Here is a 20,695-nt window from a genome sequence, read left to right as displayed (position 1 = left end):
TCTCGCCCCTCACCCTTTTCACGCGAGCTTTTCATGACCCGCTTCGACTGGCAAAACCCGTATCCGACCACGCGCCTGCCCGTGTTCGCGCGCAACATCGTCTCGACTTCGCAGCCGCTCGCCGCGCAGGCCGGCCTGCGCATGCTCTGGAAAGGCGGCAACGCCATCGACGCCGCGATTGCCGCCGCCGCCGCGCTCACCGTCGTCGAGCCGGTGTCGTGCGGCCTCGGCGGCGACGCGTTCGCGCTCGTCTGGGACGGCACGAAGCTGCACGGGCTCAACGCCTCGGGCGTCGCGCCCGCTGCCTGGAACGTCGACTACTTCCGCCGCCGCTACGGCGAGGCGAACGGCCTCGCGAAGAAGCCGACGCGCGGCTGGGATGCGGCCACCGTGCCCGGCGTGATCGCCGGCTGGGAAGCGCTGCACGGCAAGTTCGGCTCGCTGCCGTTCGCCGACCTGCTCGAACCGGCCATCGAGCTCGCCGAGCGCGGCCACGCGGTGGCATCCGTCGTCGCCCACAAATGGGCCGCCGCGGTTCCCGACCTGCGCAACCAGCCCGGCTTCGCCGCGGCCTTCATGCCGAACGGCCGCGCGCCCGACGTGAGCGAACTCGTGCGCCTGCCGGGCCACGCGAAGACACTGCGCCTGCTCGCCGAACAGGGCCCGCGCGCGTTCTACGAAGGCGAGATCGCCGAGCGCATCGCCGCGTTCGCGCGCGAAGGCGACGGCGCGATGACCGTCGCGGACCTGCGCAACTACCGCGCGGACTGGGTCGAGCCGATTGCGAAGGATTATCGCGGCTACACCGTCCACGAGATTCCGCCCAACGGTCAGGGCATCGCCGCGCTGATCGCGCTCGGCATCCTCGAACAGTTCGATCTCGGCGCGCTGCCGCTCGACGGCATCGAATCGCAGCATCTGCAGATCGAGGCGATGAAGCTCGCCTTCGCCGACGTGTACCGCTACGTCGCCGACCCGCGCGCGATGGAAGTCACGCCGCGGGAAATGCTCGACCCGGCCTATCTTGCGCAACGCGCGAAGCTGATCGACCCGCGCCGCGCGACGCAGTTCACGTTCGGCATGCCGAAGGCCGGCGGCACGATCTACCTGTCGGCGGCCGACGAGCGCGGCATGATGGTGAGCTTCATCCAGTCGAACTACATGGGCTTCGGCTCGGGCGTCGTCGTGCCCGACCTGGGCATCTCGCTGCAGAACCGCGGTTACGGCTTCTCGACGGACCCGCGCTCGCCGAACGTCGTGGAAGGCGGCAAGCGTCCGTTCCACACGATCATCCCCGCGTTCCTGACGCAGCGCGTCGACGGCCGCGACGAGGCCGTCATGAGCTTCGGCGTGATGGGCGGCGACATGCAGCCGCAAGGCCATCTGCAGTCGGTCGTGCGGATGCTCGACTACGGCCAGCAGCCGCAGGCCGCCTGCGACGCGCCGCGCTGGAAGGTGAACCGCGACTTCACGATCGACATCGAATCGACGCTCGACGCCGGCTGCGCGCGCGCGCTCGCCGAGCGCGGCCACGTCATCAAGTCGATCGACGATCCGTACATGGACTTCGGCTCGGGCCAGTACATCTGGCGCCTCGACCGCAACGAACCCGAGCGCGGCTACGTGGCCGCGAGCGACAGCCGCCGCGACGGGCTGGCCGCGGGGTTCTGACGCCGCAAGTCGGGCCGGACGCACGATCGCGTCCGGCCCGTTCCTGTTCCCGCACCCATCCGCGCCGCCCGGCAACCCCTACCCGATCAAAACCTCACGCCGGCATGGCACCCGCCGAGAAAGGCGCCATTCGCCGCCGCGGCCCCGCAGCCAAACAATCCGCAACCGGACAGCATCGTCGCGGCCACGATGAGCAGTACGACAAGAAAACATCGTTTCGTATGCAATGACGGCATGACTTCTCCTGTTCGTCCGCGTTATCTCTTTCTCCCGTTTGATTCGGAAAAAAAATTCGTAGACGGAACCGTGCCGAATTTTTAGCATGCTTCGTCGTGGCAGGCCCTGTGCTTCCTCAGCGGCGCTGCACGACGAACGCATCGACTACTCGCTACCCAACCGGTCAGGCCGCGCGATGAAGATTGACCTGAAGGCCGCAGCCCCGAAGACCGAAAATCCGCCCGATCGTCCCGATACTCTAGCCGGCACGCCACCGTCCACGCGCACCGCGACGACACGCTCGACGGTGCCCGGACTTTTCGCATTGCCGCCCCGCACGGTCCCCGCGAAGCGGCGACATTCGACCGGACCGGAAGACGGAGCACGCCCCGCCCCGCCGGAACGCGAGGGAAAACCCGACGAAATTTCCCCTCGCGAACTCAAACGCCTGCTCGACGGCGAAACCGGGGGCCCGCGCACGGCAGACGGCCGGCTCGATCTCGCCGCGGCGCTGGAACAGGCCGGCTACGAGAAACGGCTTACGGGCGGTGCGTTCGACGGCAACGGCGGGCTCTCGCTCTCGAAAGCCAGCGTGAAGGACGTCGAGTTCGAGCGCTGCACGTTCAATTGGGACGCGCTCGCCGACGCCGACTTTTCGGATTGCCGATGGAAACATTGCAAGTTCGACCATGCCTCGTTCGGCGAGGCCCGGCTGGACAGGTGCACGTTCGAGAACAGCAGCCTGCGCAACACGATGTTCGTCGGAGCGAAACTGGCCGACGTCGACTTTCGCGAATGTCGGGAAATCGTCGACGGCAGCTTCGAAGACGCGACCATCGCCGACTCGACGTTCGACGGCTGCACGCTGCGCGGCACACACTTCCTGAACAGTTCGATCTCGAATTCGCGGATCGTCCGCAGCAACGTAAAGAACGCGTTTCTCGACGGCGCCGCCGGCCGCTTCGACCTCGACGGCGAGACGGCGAACACCGCCGGCACGACGAAGCCGGCCGTCGCAACGCTCGTCTCTCCGGGCAGCCGCGGCGTCAGCGTGCCGAGAGTCGGCGCCAAGCTACAGGACGTCGCTGACGTCCTGACGCTGCGCGTCGCCATGCAATCGCCGGCGCAGTCGAAGGACGCGCTGAACGCCGAAGTCGAGCGGTTGCTCGGCCAGGTGCGCCGCGACGACGCGTCCGGCAAGTCGATCGCCCAGCAGTTGCTGACGCTCGCAGACGAGGCCGCCGAGCGCAACGGCGACGAGAATCCGGCCATCAACGCGATCGTCGCCAAGGCCCGGACGCTCGTCGGGCAAAGCGACGCCGTCGTGCTGCCCGGCGGCGAGGACGTGCCGCCGGAGCTATACGGTGAACCGGAAGGCGAGCACACGAACTGGGGCGGCGACTACCGGCGCTCGATCATGGAGCTGGCGCTCATCCGCGAATCGCTCAAGAAGGGTGTGCCGTTGATGGCGATTTGCCGGGGCTTCCAGATGACGAGCGTCTACTTCGGCGCGACGCTGCTTCAGCACATCGGCGACGACCAGAAAGGCGTGAGACGTCTGCCGGCGACAGGCCGGCGCGACGGCATCGAGGGGCTCTACCGCGGCGCGCTGAAGAACCTGCAAACCGCCGTCTATCACCACCAGGCCGTTCCCGAACACCAGGAACGCCTTCGGTACATCGAGCCGGCCATCATCCGCAACGACTGGATCATGGCCGTCGAGCCCATCTACTCGGGCGCGGCACCCATCATCGGCGTGCAGTTCCATCCCGAGTTCCTCGACAGCGCGAACGCGACCGGCACCGAGTTGAGCGACGCGAAGCTGGCGCAGCTTTCGCAGTCAGCCCGCACGCCGGGAGACCACGACCCCGGCTTGAGAAATCCTGCGGACATCGTCGAAAGCGGCATCATCCGCTACATGTCGCCGAACAACGACGAGCTCTGGAAAATCCTTTCGACGGCGGCCGACACCTACCGCAAGAAGAAGGCCGTGATCGGGGCGCTAAGCCGGCGCCATCATCCGGCACCGGCCGAAACGGCATCCACGCACGAGGCCTGACGTGCGCCCCGTACGCTCCTGACGCGGCGACGAAGCCGGCCGCGCCACGGAAGTGCAGAAGGGAGTCGCGCGCCGCCTACAACCGGAACGCGGCCACGACCGTCTTGAGGTCGCCCGCCTGAGAATCGAGCGAATGCGCCGCGGCGGTCGCCTGCTCGACGAGCGCGGAGTTCTGCTGGGTCACGGCATCCATGTGGCCGATCGCCTGGTGCACCTGCTCGACGCCGAGGCTCTGCTCCCGCGAGGCCGCCGAGATTTCGGTCATCAGCGCGCTGACGCGATGCACGGCGCGCGTCACCTCCTCCATGGTCGTGCCGGCCTCCTGAACGAACCCGGAACCCTGCTCGACGCGCGACGCCGCCTCCTCGATCAGCGCCTTGATCTCGCGCGCCGCCGTCGCCGAGCGCTGCGCGAGGCTGCGGACCTCGGAAGCCACGACGGCGAAGCCGCGTCCCTGCTCGCCGGCCCGCGCCGCCTCGACGGCCGCGTTCAGCGCGAGGATGTTGGTCTGGAACGCGATGCCGTCGATCATGTCGACGATCCCGGCGATGCGGTCGGAGCTGGCCCTGATGCCCTCCATGGTCTGCACCACGCGCCCCACCACCTCGCCGCCCTGCTCGGCCACCTTTAACGTTTGCGCGGCAACGTCAGTCGCCTGCTGGGCATTTTCCGTATTGCGCCCCACGGCCGTGCTGAGCTCTTCCATGCTGGCCGCCGTCTGTTCCAGCGAGGCGGCCTGCTCCTCGGTGCGATGCGCGAGATCCTGGTTGCCGGCCGCGATCTGGCTGCTGGCCGTGGCGATCGACTCGGCGGACGTCTTGATCGTGCCGATCGCGGAGACGAGCTGGGCCCGCATGCGTTTCATCGCGCTCAACAGGCTGCTGTCGTCGCCGGGGCGGACGTCCACGTCGAGCGACAGATTGTTGTCGGCGATCTGATTGACGATCTCGGCCGCGTATTCGGGCTCGCCGCCGAGCGCGCGGCGCAGGCCGCGATTCACGTAGGCCGCCGTCGCCGCGAGCAGGACGCCCGCGACGACCAGCACGGCCAGCAGTTGATAGAGCGAATGCCAGAAGGCGGTCTGGATGTCGTCGATGTAGAGGCCCGTCAGCAGAATCCAGCCCCAGGGCTTGTATTCGGCCACGTAGCCGAGCTTGGGCGCGAGCGTCGTCGAACCGGGTTTCGGCCAGATGTAGGTGAGAAAGCCGCTGCCGTGATCCTCGGCGATCTTCACGAGGTCCGCCCACATGTAGACGCCGTTGGGATCGTGCAGATTCCTCGCGTTGGTGCCCTCGAGCTTCGGCAGGAACGCGTGCATCAGGATATTCACGTTGGTGTCGGCCACGGCGAAATAGCCCGTGTCGCCGAAACGCATGACGCGGACCCTGGCGAGCGCGTCCTTCTGCGCGTCCGCGAGGCTCATCGTGCCGGCCGAGACTCTCGCCGCATCGGCCTCGACGATGCCGATCGCGCTTTGCGTGACTTCCTCGAGCGCGGCCTTGCGCTCGTCGAGGCGCACCTCGCGCAGCTCGTAGGCGTAGATGACCGAAACGACCGCCAGACACAGGAGGCTGACGATCACCGGAATCCAGAGGCGTTTCGAGAAGGGGATTTTAAGCATGCCGTTTCTTTCTGTTTGAATGCGACCGATCGACGGACGGGATTAATCAGCTAACGGCGCTCGAATAAAAATCTTTAATTTCCGCGGCAAACCGGATGCCGCGATTCGCCGGATGGCATGGACGGCACGGTCGGTACGATCCGGCATTGAGGGAGAAAATCGGCCGGACGCCCGCCGCTGGCCAAAGCCGCCGGATGTCAAACCAGCGGCGCCATTACGCGCCCCGCTCCCTTGAAATCGTCTCCGGTATTTCCGCTTTCAGCGGTTGCCATGCAAGCGCCCCGCACATCGCCATTCGGCGATAATCGATTTCAATGCCGGGATCTGTCTTGCTAATTCCCCGGCGAATGACTCGCGAATATCATCGAGCTCGCAGGGGAACCCCGCAGCGCGTAGCCCCTTGCATGGAACCCCGTCATGAGTATAGATCATTGATATAAACCAATAATTCATCTATATCATATTGCAATAAAGGTAAGATGCGTGTAAGTCATCAACCCCGATCCATTACTCATTGCCCTGGCATGCCATGAACGCCGCCCCGACGCCTTCCGCTCCGACGCCCGAACCGCGCAGCTCGCTCGTCGTCCTGTCCGTCGTCACGTTGCTGACCGGCCTCGGCGCCGGCCTCGGCGGCATGCTGCTCGCGCTGCTGCTGCACGCCATCCAGCACCTCTCCTACGGCTACAGCCTCGACCACGTCATCAGCGACGAGAGTTTCCTGAGCGGCGTGAGCGCGGCCGCGCCGCTGCGCCGCGTCGCCGTCTTCGTGCTGTGCGGGCTTATCGCCGGCTTCGGCTGGTGGGCGGTCTACCGCTTCGGCCGCCCGCTCGTGAGCATCAAGAAGGCGGTCGGTTCGAAAGATCCGCGCATGCCGATCGTCAGCACGACTGCCCACGCCCTACTGCAGATCATCACGGTCGCGATGGGCTCGCCGCTCGGCCGCGAGGTCGCCCCGCGCGAGATCGGCGCGGTCTGGGCCGGCTGGCTCGCGCACCGCGCCGGGCTCAGCAGCGCCGACTGCCGCATCATGGTCGCCTGCGGCGCCGGCGCCGGTCTGGCCGCGGTCTACAACGTTCCGCTCGGCGGCGCGCTGTTCGTGCTCGAAGTCCTGCTCGGCACGTTCGAATGGTCGGCGCTCGTGCCCGCCGTCGTCACCTCCGCGCTGGCCGCCATCGTGGCCTGGATCGGACTCGGCAACGATCATCAATATGCCGTGCCGGCGCTCGCGCTGAGCGAACCGCTCGTCGTCTGGTCCGCGCTGTTCGGCCCAGTGTTTGGCCTCGCCGCGTGGTACTTCGTGCGCATCACGACGAGCGCCCGCGCGAACGCGCCGAAGGACGCGCGCCTGATCCTCCTCTCGGTGCTCAACTTCGCGGTAATCGGCCTGCTCGCCATCTACTTCCCGCAACTGGCCGGCAACGGCAAGGGGCCGGCCGGCCTCTCGTTCGACGGCGACCTCGCCATCGGCCTCGCCGCCGTCCTGCTGCTTCTCAAGGTCGCCATCGAAGCCGGCAGCCTGCGCGCGGGCGCCGAGGGCGGCCTGCTCACGCCGGGCCTGACCAACGGCGCGCTGCTCGCCATCGTGCTGGGCGGAGCGTGGAGCCTCGCGTGGCCCGGCGCGACGACGGGCGCGTTCGCGATCGTGGGCGCCGCGGCATTCCTCGGGGCATCCATGCAGATGCCGCTGACCGCCATCGTGCTGATGTTCGAATTCACGCGTGTCGGCCACGACTTCCTGATTCCGATGGCGTTCTGTACGGCCGGATCGGTCTCGACCTTCAAGCTGCTGCAAACCCGCGCCGCCCGTCCGCGTCCGGCCGCCGTGCCGCGGATGGCGGCATCGGACCCGCAACCGGCCGGCACGACGAACCGCTCGCGATAAACGCCGTCCGCCTTCCCCGCCTGCCTTGCGCTTTCTTTCGCGCGCGCCGAATAACGGTTGCGCGGCGCAGGGTAGGCTGCCCTTAATCCTCAGTCATCCGAATCATAAGCGGCGCAAGACAAGGAAGCTACACGAACCGGTGCCGCCGCCACATCGCTGTCCGATGTTGCGAAACACGAGGCAACCGTTCATTCCGTTCACGTTGCGTTGAAAGCGTCGCGTAACCGCGCGCGAAAACGCCTTGCCGTCGCAAGCTTCGTAAACCAGGGAGAAAAGAAAAACAGCGGAAGAAGAGGGGAAGAGCATGACGGATCACCGGATTGAGGAGATCCGGCGTCGCCCCAGCCGGAGGCTAGACCCGTCACGCTTCGCATTATCCCGTTTCGTCCCCGCGCCGTCACGCTCATGGTGCGCAACGGTCCATTACCGAAATTGACAATATTAATCGCGACGATTGATTGCGACGAAGCCTGCCCCCGCCGGTCAGTATGCCAACAGCGTTAACATACGGGGCTCATGCGCCCCGCTCGCGGACGCGTCCGCCTGAATCCGAACGACCCACGCTGCCGCCTTGCCGACCTACACGCTTGCCGCCCCCGTCACCGCGGAGATCGAGATCCGCAAAAGCCGCTTTATTGCCGAGGCCCTGCCGGTCGCCGATCGCGACGCAGCCATGGCCGAGCTGGGACGGCTGCGCGAACAGCATCCGGGTGCCACGCACGTCTGCTGGGCCCTGCTCGCGGGCGGGCAATCGGGCATGTCCGACGACGGCGAACCGTCCGGCACCGCGGGCCGCCCGATTCTCGAAGTGCTGAGGCATCACGACCTCGACGGCGTGCTCGCCGCCGTCGTGCGTTATTACGGTGGCATCAAGCTCGGTGCGGGCGGGCTCGTACGCGCCTATACGGACGCCATCGCCACGGCCTTGCAGCAGGCCTCGCGCGTCGAGCGCATCGCGCAGACGGTGCTGACGGTCGAACTCGACTACCCCGACGAAGCGCGCGTACGCCACTGGATCGAACTCGGGCAGTACGCGCTCGCCGGCGCCCGCTACGATCTGCGCGTGCAACTGTCGATCCGCCTGCCGGCCGTGGCCGAGGATGCCGTTCGCGTCGCGCTGCGCGACCTGACCCAGGGACGCGCGCGCTTTCCCGAAACGATGCCGACGACGGACGATTGAGCGGCGCGCGACGGCGCCGGAAAAACCCGGGCAAAAAAATGCCGCCAGCAAGCCGGCGGCAAACAGGGGACGTGATGCTGAGGGGAACCTTGATGATGAAACTGAAGCCGGAACGTTATCCGGCTGAACTCATCCTGACCGACGAAAATTAAACGGACCTTAAATGGCCCAAAGAAACGTCCGGTCCCTCAAGAACCGCAGCGCGTCCATCGCTCCCCTCATCGCACCGGCCGACCCCGCGCGTCCGCGTTCGCAACAGGCGGCCGTCGCATTCCGTCTCACGCCCGAATCATCCGGCACGGATTTGTCACATTCTGTTCAGACAAAATCGTTTTTATCGACCGGCATCCGCGCGCATTTCAACGAGGCGGAATAAGGACAAACCCGGTGTCGCGCAATTCGATAACCCATATCCCAAGGCGGCCGGCCGCACCGGTCCATTCGTCCGAATGACGCAATAGCCGGCCGTATTGCCCGCCCATACGAAAAACCGATTCCGCCATTAGTCCACGATAATCGACAAGTCAAGGAAACTATTTTTCGCCGGGTTATACACAATCCCGACAAAACCATTTATTAATATCCGTTGAGTACTGAAAGGAAGCAGTAGTCCGATGCCTGTCCCGGCATCGGGCGGGACACCGGAAAAGGCTTATTGGCGCGGTGCGCATGCGCACCGCATGGATCGGAATCTTTCGTCGACGAGTCATCCCATGCTTACCCGAACGGAAAACCTGCCCAGCGTGGCGCGAAGAATCGCCGCCGGCCAGATGCTCATCGAAGGCGCCTCGGTCAACACGGTCGCGGATTCGCTGCATCTGTCCGCCCAGACGGTGCGGCGCTACAAGTCGATCGTCGAAGGCGGCGGCATCGACGCGCTCAAGCAGATGAGCGTCGGCGGCCGGCCTTCCGTGCTGAACCAGGCCGCGCTCTCGTGGATCGCGAGCGCGCTCCTCGGCTCCGCGCGCGAGCACGGCTTTCCGAGCGACACGTGGACCAACGGCCGGGTACGCGAACTCATCAGCCGGCAGTTCGGCGTCCACTATTCGCGCGTCTACACCTGGCAGATCGTTTCCAACCTCGGGCTCGGACACCGGCTGTCGAAGTCCGCGCGCTAGGGCTGCTTCACGCCGATAACCGGCTTGCGCCGGCCGCCCCGGCAAGAAGACCGTGCAGGCGGCAGCGTGCGCCGCGCGCGTCACCCCACTTCCCGCTGCCCGGCGAGCGGCGGCGCCTCCGGCTCGTCGGCGCCCATGATCTCCGTCGCCCTGACCTGATTGCGGCCCGCCTCCTTGGCGACGTAGAGCTGAGCGTCGGCCGCGGCCACGAGTTTCGCCGGGCTGCCGCCCTCGGGCGGATGGCAGGTCGCGCATCCCACGCTGATCGTCACGCGGCCGTACGCGGTCTCCCGGTTCGCGAGATTGGCGGCCTCGACCCGCCTGCGCAGCTTCTCGGCCACGCGCCACGCGCTGGCGGCCGGCGCGCCCGGCAACACCACCGCGAATTCCTCGCCGCCGTAGCGCGCCACCATGTCGGGCAGACGTCGCACCCCCGAGACGATGCGCTGGGCCACCACGGTCAGCACCTCGTCGCCGGCCGCGTGGCCGTAGGTGTCGTTGAAGCGCTTGAAGTGGTCGATATCGACGAACAGCACCGAAAGCGGCACGCAATCTCGCACCGCGCGCTGCCACTCCTCGGCCAGCCGCACATCGAGCGCGCGGCGGTTCGCGAGGCCCGTCAGCGGATCGGTCACGGCCAGCCGCAGCAGCCTGGCCTCGGCGACGAGCTTGTCGCGCAGCGCGAACGCCAGCAGCCAGGACACGGCCACGTAGGCCCCGCCGATCACCGTCGTCATCACGATGGCCAACAGGCTGCGCCGGCGCCAGCCGGCCAGCACGTCGTCGACGGCCGGCGCCACGCAGACGATCAACCGCGTGTCGCCGACGCGTGCATAGGTGAACATCCGCTCGACACCGTCGATCGACGAGCGCGCCGTGAAGGTGCCCGACGCGTGGCTCGCCATGATCGCGAAGTTGCGCGAGCCCGAATAGTCAGCGCCGACGCGGCCGGGGATGGCCGGCTTGTCCGCGAGCATGACGCCGTCGTCGAGCATGATGAAGACGCGGCCGTGCGCGCCGGCGTTCACCTGGTCGAGCAGCCGCTGGAAATATTCGATGCGGATGCCGAGCAGCGCCACGCCGTCGAACGTGCCGTCCGGCGCGTTGATGCGCCGCGTCAGCCCCACCGTCTGCACGCCGTTGCGCAGCCGCGAGCGATAGGGATGCGAAATGTAGAGCCCCACCGACGGATCGCGCTGCTGGGCAATGAAATAGTCCCGGTCGGCCAGCGAGACGGCGGCATCGACGCGCCCGGTCTGCGAGGCCTTGACGCGCCCCTGCGCGTCCACCACGTAGGCGCCGCCGAGATACGACGCGACCGTCGCGCGGTCGAACAGCACCCGCTGCCGCAGCGGCGCGGGCAGCGTCCACGTCCCGGCGTTTTCGGCGCCCGAGACCACGGCCTGGAGCGACAGGTCGTAGAGCTCGAAATTGCGTTCGAGATCGTCGTCGACGATCGTGACGATATTGCTCGAATTCCCGGCCGCATACCGGAACTCGTCGGCGCGCGCGGCATAGATCGCGTGGAAAGTGAGCGCCGCCATCACCGTGGCGACGGCCGTGCCCGAGAGGCCGCCGAAGACGGGGCGGTTGCCGATGAACTGCGCGGCGAACGCGCCGCGCGCCGCCACCCATCTGCGCAGGCGCTGACGTTGCGACAAAACCCGTATCGACACGTGCCCCGCTCCTTGTCGTGACCGGTCCGTCCATCGTCCCGCGATGCCAGGCGGACGGCTCGTCACCCTGAATGTGTCCCCGGCGTGCCGGGGTCGACGCCCGGCACGCCGCGCCCGGCCGGCGCCGCTTTTCTCCGCTTTCCCCAAGCCCCGCCCGCTATTGCTTCTTACTGCAAAACGCCTGCGAATCGTCGCCTTGCCGCCCCCGATTCAGGGCCACATGCTACACAAATGCGTCATCAGACCGACACGGGAGAACGTCAGGATCGTGCAAGGCGTCATTCATATTCGAGAGTCGAGAATCGAGAGGAGCGAGCGGACCATGCCGGATCTTTCCTATTCCTCACCACCGGATGCCGCGGCGATACGCAGCCGCAACGCCGGTCTGTTCATCTTCGTCGCAATTCTGGCGGCCGGCGCCGTCTACATCGGCACGCACGTCGCCAGCGATCTGTCGCCGGTGCGGGAAACCTCGGCGATGCCGTGGCTGCTGCTCGGCATCGCGCTGCTGATCGCACTCGGCTTCGAATTCGTCAACGGCTTCCACGATACCGCGAATGCGGTCGCGACGGTCATCTACACGCACTCGCTCTCGCCCAACCTGGCCGTCGTCTGGTCGGGCGCCTGGAATTTCGCCGGCGTGTTGACCTCGACCGGCGCGGTCGCGTTCGGCATCCTGCAGTTGCTGCCCGTCGAACTGATCCTGCAGGTCGGCAGCAGCGCGGGCTTCGCGATGGTGTTCGCGCTCCTGATCGCCGCGATCATCTGGAATCTCGGCACCTGGTATTTCGGACTGCCGTCGTCGAGCTCGCACACGCTGGTCGGCTCGATCCTCGGCGTGGGTCTCATGAACCAGTTGCTGCACGGGCCGTCCGGCACGAGCGGCGTGGACTGGGGCCAGGCCGTCGGCGTCGGCAAGGCGCTGCTGTTCTCGCCCATCGTCGGCTTCCTCCTCGCGGGGCTGCTGCTGCTCGTGCTGAGGGCGCTCGTGCACGTGCCGGCGCTCTATGCCCAGCCGAAGGGCAACGAGCCGCCGCCGTTCTGGATCCGCTCGCTGCTCGTGCTGACCTGCACCGGCGTCTCGTTCGCGCACGGCTCCAACGACGGCCAGAAGGGCATGGGCCTCATCATGCTGATCCTGATCGGCACCGTGCCCACGGCCTACGCGCTCAACAAGGCCGTCACGCCGGCCGAGACGCAGACCTTCATCGCCGTCTCGCAGCGTGCGGCGCAGACGCTCGGCAAATACACCGGCGGCGTCGCGCCGCCCGCGAACGCGCGCGCCGAGATCGAGCGCTACATCGACACGCGCACGCTTACGCCGGCCACGCTGCCCGCGCTGCAACAGCTTTCCCTGCAGTTGGGCGACCAGGTGAGCCGCGTGCACACGATCGCCGACGTGCCGATGTCGAACGTCGACAACGTGCGCAACAACATGTACGTGACGTCCGAGGCCATCCAACTGCTCGAGAAGTCGACGCAACCGGCGCTCGCCCCGGCCGATCGCGGCGCGATCGAGAACTTCCGCCAGCAGATCGACCACGCAACGAAGTTCATCCCCACCTGGGTCAAGGTCGCCGTCGCGCTCGCGCTCGGACTCGGCACGATGGTCGGCTGGAAGCGCATCGTCGTCACGGTCGGCGAGAAGATCGGCAAGCAGCACCTGAGCTACGGCCAGGGCGCCTGCGCCGAGCTCGTGACGATGGCGACGATCGGCGCGGCCGACGTGTACGGCCTGCCGGTATCGACGACCCACGTGCTCTCCTCGGGCGTGGCCGGCGCGATGGCCGCGAGCGGCTCGGGCCTGCAATGGAGCACCGTGCGCAGCCTCGTGCTCGCGTGGGTGCTGACGCTGCCCGCCTCCATCGCGCTCGCGGGCGGGCTCTACTGGCTGTTCCGCCAGGTGTTCTGACGCGGGAAAGCGCGGGGACGCCAGCCGGCGTCTCCGCGCGCCCCACGTGACGGCACGGCCTGCCTCGTCAATAGATTTCCGGCACGATCATGTTCGCCGGCACCGGCTGGCGGATGTAGTCCGGGTTATGCACGCGCGCCGGCAGCTCGACGACCGGATGCTCGACCTCGTGGTAGGGCACCTGGCTCAGCAGATGGTGGATGCAGTTCAGGCGCGCGCGCTTCTTGTCGACGCCCTGCACGACCCACCACGGCGCCTCGGGAATGTGCGAGCGCTGCAGCATCACTTCCTTCGCGTGCGTGTAGCCCTCCCAGCGGCGCCGGCTCTCGAGGTCCATCGGGCTCAGCTTCCACTGCTTGAGCGGGTCCTCGATGCGGCTCTGAAAGCGGATTTCCTGCTCGTCGTCCGTGATCGAGAACCAGTACTTGACGATCTGGATGCCGCTTCTCACGAGCATCTTTTCGAACTCGGGCACCGACCGGAAGAACTCTTCGTATTCGTCGTCGGTGCAGAAATTCATCACGCGCTCGACGCCCGCGCGGTTGTACCAGCTCCGGTCGAACAGCACCATCTCGCCGCCGGCCGGCAGATGCGCCGCGTAGCGCTGGAAGTACCACTGCGTGCGCTCGCGGTTGTTCGGCGCGGGCAGTGCCGCGACCCGGCACATGCGCGGATTCAGGCGCTGTGTGATGCGCTTGATGACGCCGCCCTTGCCCGCCGCGTCGCGTCCCTCGAAGATCACGACGAGCCGGTGGCCGGTGCTGACGATCCAGTCCTGCAGCTTTACCAGCTCGCCCTGCAAACGGATGAGCTCGCGAAAATACAGGCGGCGCAGCTCGCGCGACTCTTCGCTGAGCGTGGCGATGCCGCCGTCCTGGAAGCGGTCGTCCACTTCCATTTCGAGTTCTTCGTCATAGGCGTCGATCAGCTCTTCGTCGAGACGCCGCTGCCTTTCGGCGGCAGCCAGATTCCGGTCCGACTCGTTCATTGCAGCTCTCCTGTGTTTCGGCTCGTTTTCTGCCTTGCGTTGGGTCTGGTGCCGCCTTGTATTCGCTCCGGGTTCCGCCCGGCGCGGAAGTCACTATCGGCGCGGCCGGTGTCAGCCGTATTAACGTATTAATCCTCCGCCAGCGGCCTCGCGAAGCTCAGCTCGTGGCCGTCCGGGTCGAGCAGGTGAAAGTAACGCTCGCCCCAGGGCGCGTCGGCCGGCGCGAACGACGGCGCGAAGCCGGCCCCGAGCGCCTGCCGGTAGAACGCATCCACGTCCGACACGTGGAAAATCACGCGGCCCCAACCGCCGGCCGGGCCGCCCGGGGCCGCCGGCGGCCCCGCCATCAGGTTCAGGAACGACGGTTTCGCGTCGTTCTCCCCGCCCAGCGCGAACGATGCGAAACCGTCGCTCGCGCCGCCGGATTTGCGCTCGAAACCGAGCGCCTCGTAAAAACGTACCGAACGCGCCAATTCGCTGACGGTCAGCGTGATGGCACTCAACGACTCGATCCGCGCGCGGCCCTGTTCCATGATGCCCGTCTCCTCCGTTCTCGTGTCGCCGACTTTAGCAGCGGCGCGCGCCGCTGTCGCCGGGCGCCGCCGCAAAAAGCCGCCACGGAAAGACCTCGAAAGGGCAGTGGAATCGCTAAAAGATCGCTAAAAGATCGCTACGAAATCGCTACGAAATCGCCATGAAACGGCGACGAAAAGCCCGCGAGCCCGCCGCCGGCGCCCGGCTCCGTCCCGTCGCGCCGCGTCCGGCCGTGCCGAAAGCGCGTAAACTGCGCGCTTTCGGCCGCGCGGCGGCCACGGCGCCGGCCTGAAACGAACGCCGCCGCGCCCGTCCCAACGATCGACGGAGTACTCCCGATGCCAACCCCCACCAGCGGATTGCCGCTTGCCGGCGTGCGCGTGCTCGACCTTTCGCGCGTGCTCGCCGGCCCCATGAGCGCGATGGTGCTCGGCGACCTCGGCGCGGACGTCATCAAGGTCGAGCACCCCGGGCGCGGCGACGACACGCGCGACTGGGGCCTGCGCGTCGGCCGGACCGAAACCGCGTATTTCAACAGCGTGAACCGCAACAAACGCTCGGTGACGCTCGACCTGCAATCGCCCGACGGCCAGCAGATCGCGCGCGAACTCGCCCGCGGCTGCGACGTCGTCATCCAGAACTTCAAGTTCGGCGGCGCCGAAAAGCTCGGGCTCGGCTACGGGCAGTTGAGCAAAGCGCGGCCGGACCTCGTCTACTGTTCGATTTCGGGCTACGACCGCACCGGCGCCGAGGCCGTGCGGCCCGGCTACGATCTCGTCGTGCAGGGCGAGGCGGGGCTCATGGCGCTGAACGGCGAGGCCGGCCAGCCACCACTGAAGTTCGGCGTCGCCGCCGTCGATCTCTTCACCGGCATGTACGCGGCCCAGGCGATCCTCGCCGCCCTCTTCGAGCGGCAACGCACGGGGCGCGGCCGCCACGTCGAGATGGCGCTGTTCGACTGCGGCCTGATGATCACCGCCTATTGCGGGCTCGAGGCGCTGATCCGCGGCGGCGACCCGCCGCGCTACGGCAACGGCCATCCGTCCATCGTGCCGTACGGCGTGTTCGACGCCGAGGACGGCCCGCTCGTCATCACGGTCGGCAACAACAACCAGTTCGAGCGCTTCTGCCGCGAGGTGATCGGGCGCCCCGACCTCGCCGCCGACCCACGCTTCGCGACCAACCCCGGACGCTCGGCCCATCGCGCCGAGCTGCTGCCGATCCTCGACGCCGAATTGCGCCGCAGCAAGCGCCGCGATCTGCTCGAGCGGCTCGCGCGGGCCGGCATTCCGTGCGGCGAGGTGGCCGGCCTGCACGAGGCGCTGACCTCGAAGCGCGCCGTGGACGGCGGCCTCGTCACGATGCAGCCGCACCCGCAGGCGGGCAGCACGCCCGTGCTCGCGCCGCCGTGGCGCATCGACGGCGCGCGCATGCCGGTGCGCCGCGCGCCGCCGTCGCTCGGCGAGGACACGAACGACGTGCTGCACGCGATGCTCGGCCTGAGCGACGAGCGGCTCGCGCAACTGAAGGCGCAGGGCGTCATCTGAAGGCCGCGCCGCCCCGGCCGCCGGAGCCGCGCCCGGCCGGCAGCACGGAACCGGGCACGCAATCCCCGTCGCCCGGGCCAGCGCGGTTATAGTGCGCAAGGCATGCGCGAGCGCCGGCGCGCGCAGCCAAACCGTTCATCCCCGCCGCCCGGCAAAGCAGCCCCGGTCCATGGAGCACGCTTACACCCAGCTCTTGCATCTGCTCTCCGCCCATCGCGACTGGGCGCTCGCGTTCGTCTTCGCGGCCTCGTTTCTCGAATCGCTCGCGATCATCGGGACGTTCGTGCCCGGCAGCGTGGCCATGTTCGTCGCCGGCGCGCTGGCCGGCACCGGCACGCTAAACCTCGGCTGGCTCTTCGTCTGGGCCATCGCGGGCGCCGTGGCCGGCGACGGCCTCAGCTACGGGCTCGGCCGCCGCTACCGCGAGGCGCTCGTCGGGCTCTGGCCGTTTAGCCGCCACCCCGGCATTCTCACCGCGGCCCATCGCTATTTCGAGCGGCACGGCGCGCGCAGCGTCGTGTTCGCCCGCTTCGTCGCGCCGCTGCGCGCGCTGGTGCCCGTCGTCGCCGGCATGGCGGGCATGACGCCGCTGCGCTTCTTTGCCGTCAACGTGCTCTCGGCCCTCGTCTGGGCGCCCGCCCACATCCTGCCCGGCGCCGCATTCGGCGCTTCGCTGGAGCTGGCCGGCGCGGTGTCGTTCCGGCTCGTCGCGATCATCGCGATCCTCGCGGCGGCCGGCTGGCTCGTCTTTCACCTGACCCGCGTCGTGCTGCTGCACGCCTCGGCCTGGGCCGACGCCTCGCGCGACCGCGTGGCGCGCTGGGCGGCCACGCACAGGGGACCACTCGCGCGCGCGTTCGCCCGCCTCATCGACCCGGGCCAGCCCGGCGGCGCCCTCGCCGCCTTCGCGTCCGGGTTCGTGCCGCTTTGCGCGACGCTCTTCACCTACGTGCTCGACAACGTACTGCGCGCCCGCTCGCTCGTGCAGCTCGACCGCTCCGTCCTGCTGTTCCTGCGCTCGATCCGTACGCCTTGGGCCGACGACGCGCTCGCGCGGATCGCGACGCTCGGCAGCCTGCCGACGCTCGCCGCCGTCGTCGCGACCGTCGCCGTCTGGATGGCCTGGGAGCGCCGCTGGCGCACGGTCGTCTACTGGCTCGTCGCGGCGGCCGGCTCGCAGTTGCTGATCCTCGCGCTGCGCCTGCAGATCCGCCACGCGCCGCCCGACGACGTGAACCTCGACGCGTGGCTCTTCCCGAGCGACACCGTCGCGGCCATGGTCACGGTCTACGGCTTCGCGATGTTCCTGCTGGTGCGCCGGGTCGGCATGGTGCAGGCGGTCGTGGTCGGCACGGCCGGCAACGCGATCGTCGTGGCCGTCGCGTTCGCGGGGCTGTACTTCGGGCACTTCCTGTTCTCCGATGCGCTCGGCGGCGCGGCGTTCGCCTCGATCTGGGTCGCGCTCGTCGCGCTGACCGCGATGTGGCGCTACCCCGGGGAACCGAAGCGGCACCGGTTCATGCCGGCCGTGATGCTGGCCGTGCTGTGCGCCGCCGTCGTGCTGCAGGCGGACCGCGTGCCGGCCTGGACGCAGCGCGCGACGCGCGTGGCCGCGCCCGTCGTCGCGACGCGCGAGCAATGGACGACCGCGCTATGGACGGGCCTGCCCTGCTACCGCGCCGACATGCGGGGCGCGAGCCGCGAGGCCTTCGCACTGCAATGGGCCGGCCGCGCCGACCCGATCCGGGCGGCGCTGCTCGCCGCAGGCTGGACCGAGGGCGCGCCGCTCTCGATGCACAGCGCGCTGTCGCTCGTCTCGCCCAACGCGAACGCGATGATGCTGCCGGTACTGCCCACGCTGAACAACGGCGTGCCCTCGGCGATGCGCTTCGCGCGCAGCCGCGACGGCGGCGAGGGACGCGACGTGCTGCGCTTCTGGCCGACCCGCTACGTGCTGACACCCGGCGACGACGGAGCGGCCGTGCCGATCTGGCTCGGCTCGTTCTCGCACGAGCGGCTGCGCCGGCCCTCCTGGCCGTTCAACGTGCTCGCGCCCGGCACCGACGACGACGAGACGCGCCGCTTCGCGGCCGACCCGCCCGCCGGCTGGCATGCGCTCGCACGCTCGGACCCGCTGCGCTGCGACGGCCGGCCCATCACGCTGCTCGAACCCGATGCGCCCTGATCGCCGGCCGGCGCCGGCCGCGCGACGGAGCCCGACGTTCGTGCCCGAGCCGATCCGATGCCAACCCCGGTTGTCCGACCCCATGCGGGCCACATTGGTTAATATATCGATCGCATTGGCCCGCGGGCCTCATCCACGCCGAGCAAGGCACGACACCATGACATCGCCCCCCGCCGCTCCCGAGTCCCAATCCGTCTCGACCGCCGTCACGCGCAGCGCCATCTTCCTCGTCGCCACGATCGGAGACGACGCGCCGAGCCGCGCCGTCGTGCGGGCCTGGTGCGCCGACGTCGCGGCGCTCGTGCGCTCGGTCGGCACGCGGGTGCCGGGCGGCAACCTTTCGTGCGTGTGCGGCTTCGGCGCCGACGCCTGGGACGTCCTCTTCGGCGCCCCGTGCCCCGCGCAACTGCATCCGTTCCGCGAATTCGGCTCGGGCGAGCGCGTCGCCGTCGCGACGCCGGGCGACCTGCTGCTGCACATCCGCGCCGACCAGATGGACCTGTGCTTCGAGCTCGCGACCCAACTGATGGGCCGGCTCGGCGACGCGGTCGCGACCGTCGACGAGGTGCACGGTTTCCGCTTCTTCGACATGCGCAGCATCGTCGGCTTCGTCGACGGCACCGAGAACCCGCGCGGCAACGAAGCGGTGTCCTTCACCGTGATCGGCGACGAGGACGCGGATTTCGCGGGCGGCAGCTATGTGCTCGTGCAGAAGTACCTGCACGACATGGCCGCCTGGAACACGCTGTCCGTCGAGGCGCAGGAGCGCATCATCGGTCGCACCAAACTCTCGGACATCGAGCTCGACGAATCGGTCAAGCCGACCTGGTCGCACAGCGCGCTCACGACGCTCGAGGAAAACGGCGAGGAAGTGAAGATCCTGCGCGACAACATGCCGTTCGGCCGGCCCGGCTCGGCCGAGTTCGGCACCTACTTCATCGGCTACGCGCGCTCGCCGCGGCCGATCGAGCAGATGCTCGAGAACATGTTCGTCGGCCGCCCGCCGGGCAACTACGACCGGCTGCTCGACTACAGCCGCGCCGTGACGGGCGGCCTCTTCTTCGTGCCGTCGCAGCCGCTGCTCGAGGCGCTGGCCGAACGCGCGCCGGCCGCGGACGAACCCGCGCCGGCGGCACCGCCCGACATCCCGTCCGCCGAGCCGGCGCTTGCCGGCGACGACGGCTCGCTGAACATCGGTTCCCTCAAAGGAGCACCCCGGTATGAATAACCTGCATCGCGAACTGGCGCCCCTCTCCAGCGCGGCCTGGTCGCAGATCGAAGAAGAAGTTTCGCGCACGTTCAGGCGCCTCGTCGCGGGCCGCCGCGTGGTCGACCTGAAGGGGCCGGCCGGCGCCGATCTCGCCGGCGTCGGCACGGGGCACCAGACCGGCATCGCCGCGCCGCACGAAGGCATCCGCGCGCGCCAGCGCGAGGTCCGGCCGCTCGTCGAGCTGCGCGTGCCGTTCGAGCTCTCGCGCGAGGCCATCGACGACGTCGAGCACGGCGCGAACGACTCCGACTGGCAGCCCGCCAAGGACGCCGCGAAGCAGCTCGCCTACGCCGAAGACCGCGCCATCTTCGACGGCTACGCGGCCGCGAAGATCGTCGGCCTCCGTGAAGGCTCGTCGAACCCGGCGCTCGCGCTGCCGGCCAATATCCGCGAGTACCCGACCGTCATCGCGAAGGCGCTCACGCAACTGCGCCTCGAAGGCGTGGACGGCCCCTACGCGGTGCTGCTCGGCGCCGACGCCTATACGGCCGTGAGCGAGGCGAGCGACCAGGGCTACCCGATCCTCGAGCACATCCGCCGGCTCGTGAACGGCGAGATCATCTGGGCGCCGGCCATCGAAGGCGGCTGCATCCTGTCCACGCGCGGCGGCGACTTCGACCTGCACCTCGGCCAGGACCTCTCGATCGGCTACCTCGGCCACACCGACACGACCGTGCGCCTGTACCTGCAGGAAACCTTCACGTTCCTGCTCCTCACGACCGAAGCCTCGGTGACCGTGAAGCCGGAGTGACGAAACGCGGCGCGGGCGGGTCGATCGGGCACACGCCCGGCGGACCCGCCCGCGCCCGCGTGCCGGCCGGTGTCGCCGGCTG

General features: G+C 68.3%; 15 protein-coding genes. 11 read left to right on the top strand and 4 right to left on the bottom strand.

Annotation, left to right across the window (positions count from 1 at the left end; all coding sequences use genetic code 11):
- Positions 1-33: 33 nt before the first annotated feature.
- Both CY652_RS00700 and CY652_RS00695 read left to right on the top strand, forming a co-directional pair.
- A complete protein-coding gene (locus tag CY652_RS00700; protein WP_102128758.1) occupies positions 34-1,671 on the top strand; it encodes a gamma-glutamyltransferase family protein in 1,638 nt (545 codons plus the stop codon).
- Positions 1,672-2,083: 412 nt separating this feature from the next.
- Positions 2,084-3,946, top strand: coding sequence for a gamma-glutamyl-gamma-aminobutyrate hydrolase family protein (locus CY652_RS00695; protein ID WP_180970356.1), 1,863 nt, complete (start codon positions 2,084-2,086; stop codon positions 3,944-3,946).
- A 76-nt stretch (positions 3,947-4,022) separates the two neighbouring features.
- Here CY652_RS00695 and CY652_RS00690 read toward each other — a convergent pair whose 3' ends face one another.
- Positions 4,023-5,567, bottom strand: a complete 1,545-nt coding sequence (locus CY652_RS00690) for a methyl-accepting chemotaxis protein (RefSeq protein ID WP_102128756.1) — start codon at positions 5,565-5,567, stop codon at positions 4,023-4,025.
- A gap of 529 nt (positions 5,568-6,096) precedes the next feature.
- Between CY652_RS00690 and CY652_RS00685 the strand changes: the two genes are divergently transcribed.
- The 4 genes from CY652_RS00685 to CY652_RS00675 all read left to right on the top strand — a co-directional run bounded on the left by CY652_RS00685 (position 6,097) and on the right by CY652_RS00675 (position 9,750).
- Positions 6,097-7,452, top strand: coding sequence for a chloride channel protein (locus CY652_RS00685; RefSeq protein WP_102128755.1), 1,356 nt, complete (start codon positions 6,097-6,099; stop codon positions 7,450-7,452).
- Positions 7,453-8,023: 571 nt separating this feature from the next.
- On the top strand, positions 8,024-8,632 hold the full coding sequence (locus CY652_RS00680; RefSeq protein ID WP_102128754.1) for an IMPACT family protein: 609 nt from the start codon (positions 8,024-8,026) through the stop codon (positions 8,630-8,632).
- A 163-nt stretch (positions 8,633-8,795) separates the two neighbouring features.
- Positions 8,796-9,008 carry a hypothetical protein gene (locus CY652_RS23715; protein WP_146009993.1) on the top strand — a complete coding sequence of 71 codons (213 nt, stop codon included), beginning with the start codon at positions 8,796-8,798 and terminating at the stop codon, positions 9,006-9,008.
- Between the two features lie 337 nt (positions 9,009-9,345).
- Positions 9,346-9,750: a helix-turn-helix domain-containing protein gene (locus CY652_RS00675; RefSeq protein ID WP_102128753.1), complete on the top strand. Its 405-nt coding sequence runs from the start codon at positions 9,346-9,348 to the stop codon at positions 9,748-9,750.
- Between the two features lie 80 nt (positions 9,751-9,830).
- On the opposite strand, the gene CY652_RS00670 is transcribed toward CY652_RS00675, so the two are convergent.
- Positions 9,831-11,426 carry a GGDEF domain-containing protein gene (locus tag CY652_RS00670; RefSeq protein ID WP_102128752.1) on the bottom strand — a complete coding sequence of 532 codons (1,596 nt, stop codon included), beginning with the start codon at positions 11,424-11,426 and terminating at the stop codon, positions 9,831-9,833.
- Between the two features lie 322 nt (positions 11,427-11,748).
- On the opposite strand from CY652_RS00670, the gene CY652_RS00665 reads away from it, so the two are divergent.
- Entirely contained in the window at positions 11,749-13,338 is a 1,590-nt protein-coding gene (locus CY652_RS00665; protein WP_102128751.1) for an inorganic phosphate transporter, read from the top strand.
- A gap of 67 nt (positions 13,339-13,405) precedes the next feature.
- Here CY652_RS00665 and ppk2 read toward each other — a convergent pair whose 3' ends face one another.
- Positions 13,406-14,326 carry a polyphosphate kinase 2 gene (gene ppk2 / locus CY652_RS00660; protein WP_102128750.1) on the bottom strand — a complete coding sequence of 307 codons (921 nt, stop codon included), beginning with the start codon at positions 14,324-14,326 and terminating at the stop codon, positions 13,406-13,408.
- 128 nt (positions 14,327-14,454) lie between these two features.
- Positions 14,455-14,859: a VOC family protein gene (locus CY652_RS00655; protein WP_102128749.1), complete on the bottom strand. Its 405-nt coding sequence runs from the start codon at positions 14,857-14,859 to the stop codon at positions 14,455-14,457.
- A 339-nt stretch (positions 14,860-15,198) separates the two neighbouring features.
- Between CY652_RS00655 and CY652_RS00645 the strand changes: the two genes are divergently transcribed.
- The 4 genes from CY652_RS00645 (at position 15,199) to CY652_RS00630 (ending at position 20,613) form a co-directional block, all read left to right on the top strand.
- On the top strand, positions 15,199-16,407 hold the full coding sequence (locus CY652_RS00645; protein ID WP_102128747.1) for a CaiB/BaiF CoA transferase family protein: 1,209 nt from the start codon (positions 15,199-15,201) through the stop codon (positions 16,405-16,407).
- 169 nt (positions 16,408-16,576) lie between these two features.
- Positions 16,577-18,592, top strand: a complete 2,016-nt coding sequence (locus CY652_RS00640; protein WP_102128746.1) for a VTT domain-containing protein — start codon at positions 16,577-16,579, stop codon at positions 18,590-18,592.
- A gap of 157 nt (positions 18,593-18,749) precedes the next feature.
- Complete coding sequence (locus CY652_RS00635) at positions 18,750-19,820, top strand: Dyp-type peroxidase (protein WP_102128745.1); 1,071 nt, start codon at positions 18,750-18,752, stop codon at positions 19,818-19,820.
- A complete protein-coding gene (locus tag CY652_RS00630) occupies positions 19,813-20,613 on the top strand; it encodes a family 1 encapsulin nanocompartment shell protein (RefSeq protein WP_102128744.1) in 801 nt (266 codons plus the stop codon). Before CY652_RS00635 ends, CY652_RS00630 begins: the two co-directional genes overlap by 8 nt.
- Positions 20,614-20,695: the final 82 nt, after the last annotated feature.

The sequence above is a fragment of the Burkholderia sp. WAC0059 genome (assembly GCF_002870125.1).
Lineage (GTDB): Bacteria > Pseudomonadota > Gammaproteobacteria > Burkholderiales > Burkholderiaceae > Paraburkholderia.
The sequence above is the reverse complement of the archived record's forward strand: the minus strand, read 5'-3'. Positions and strand labels throughout refer to the sequence as shown.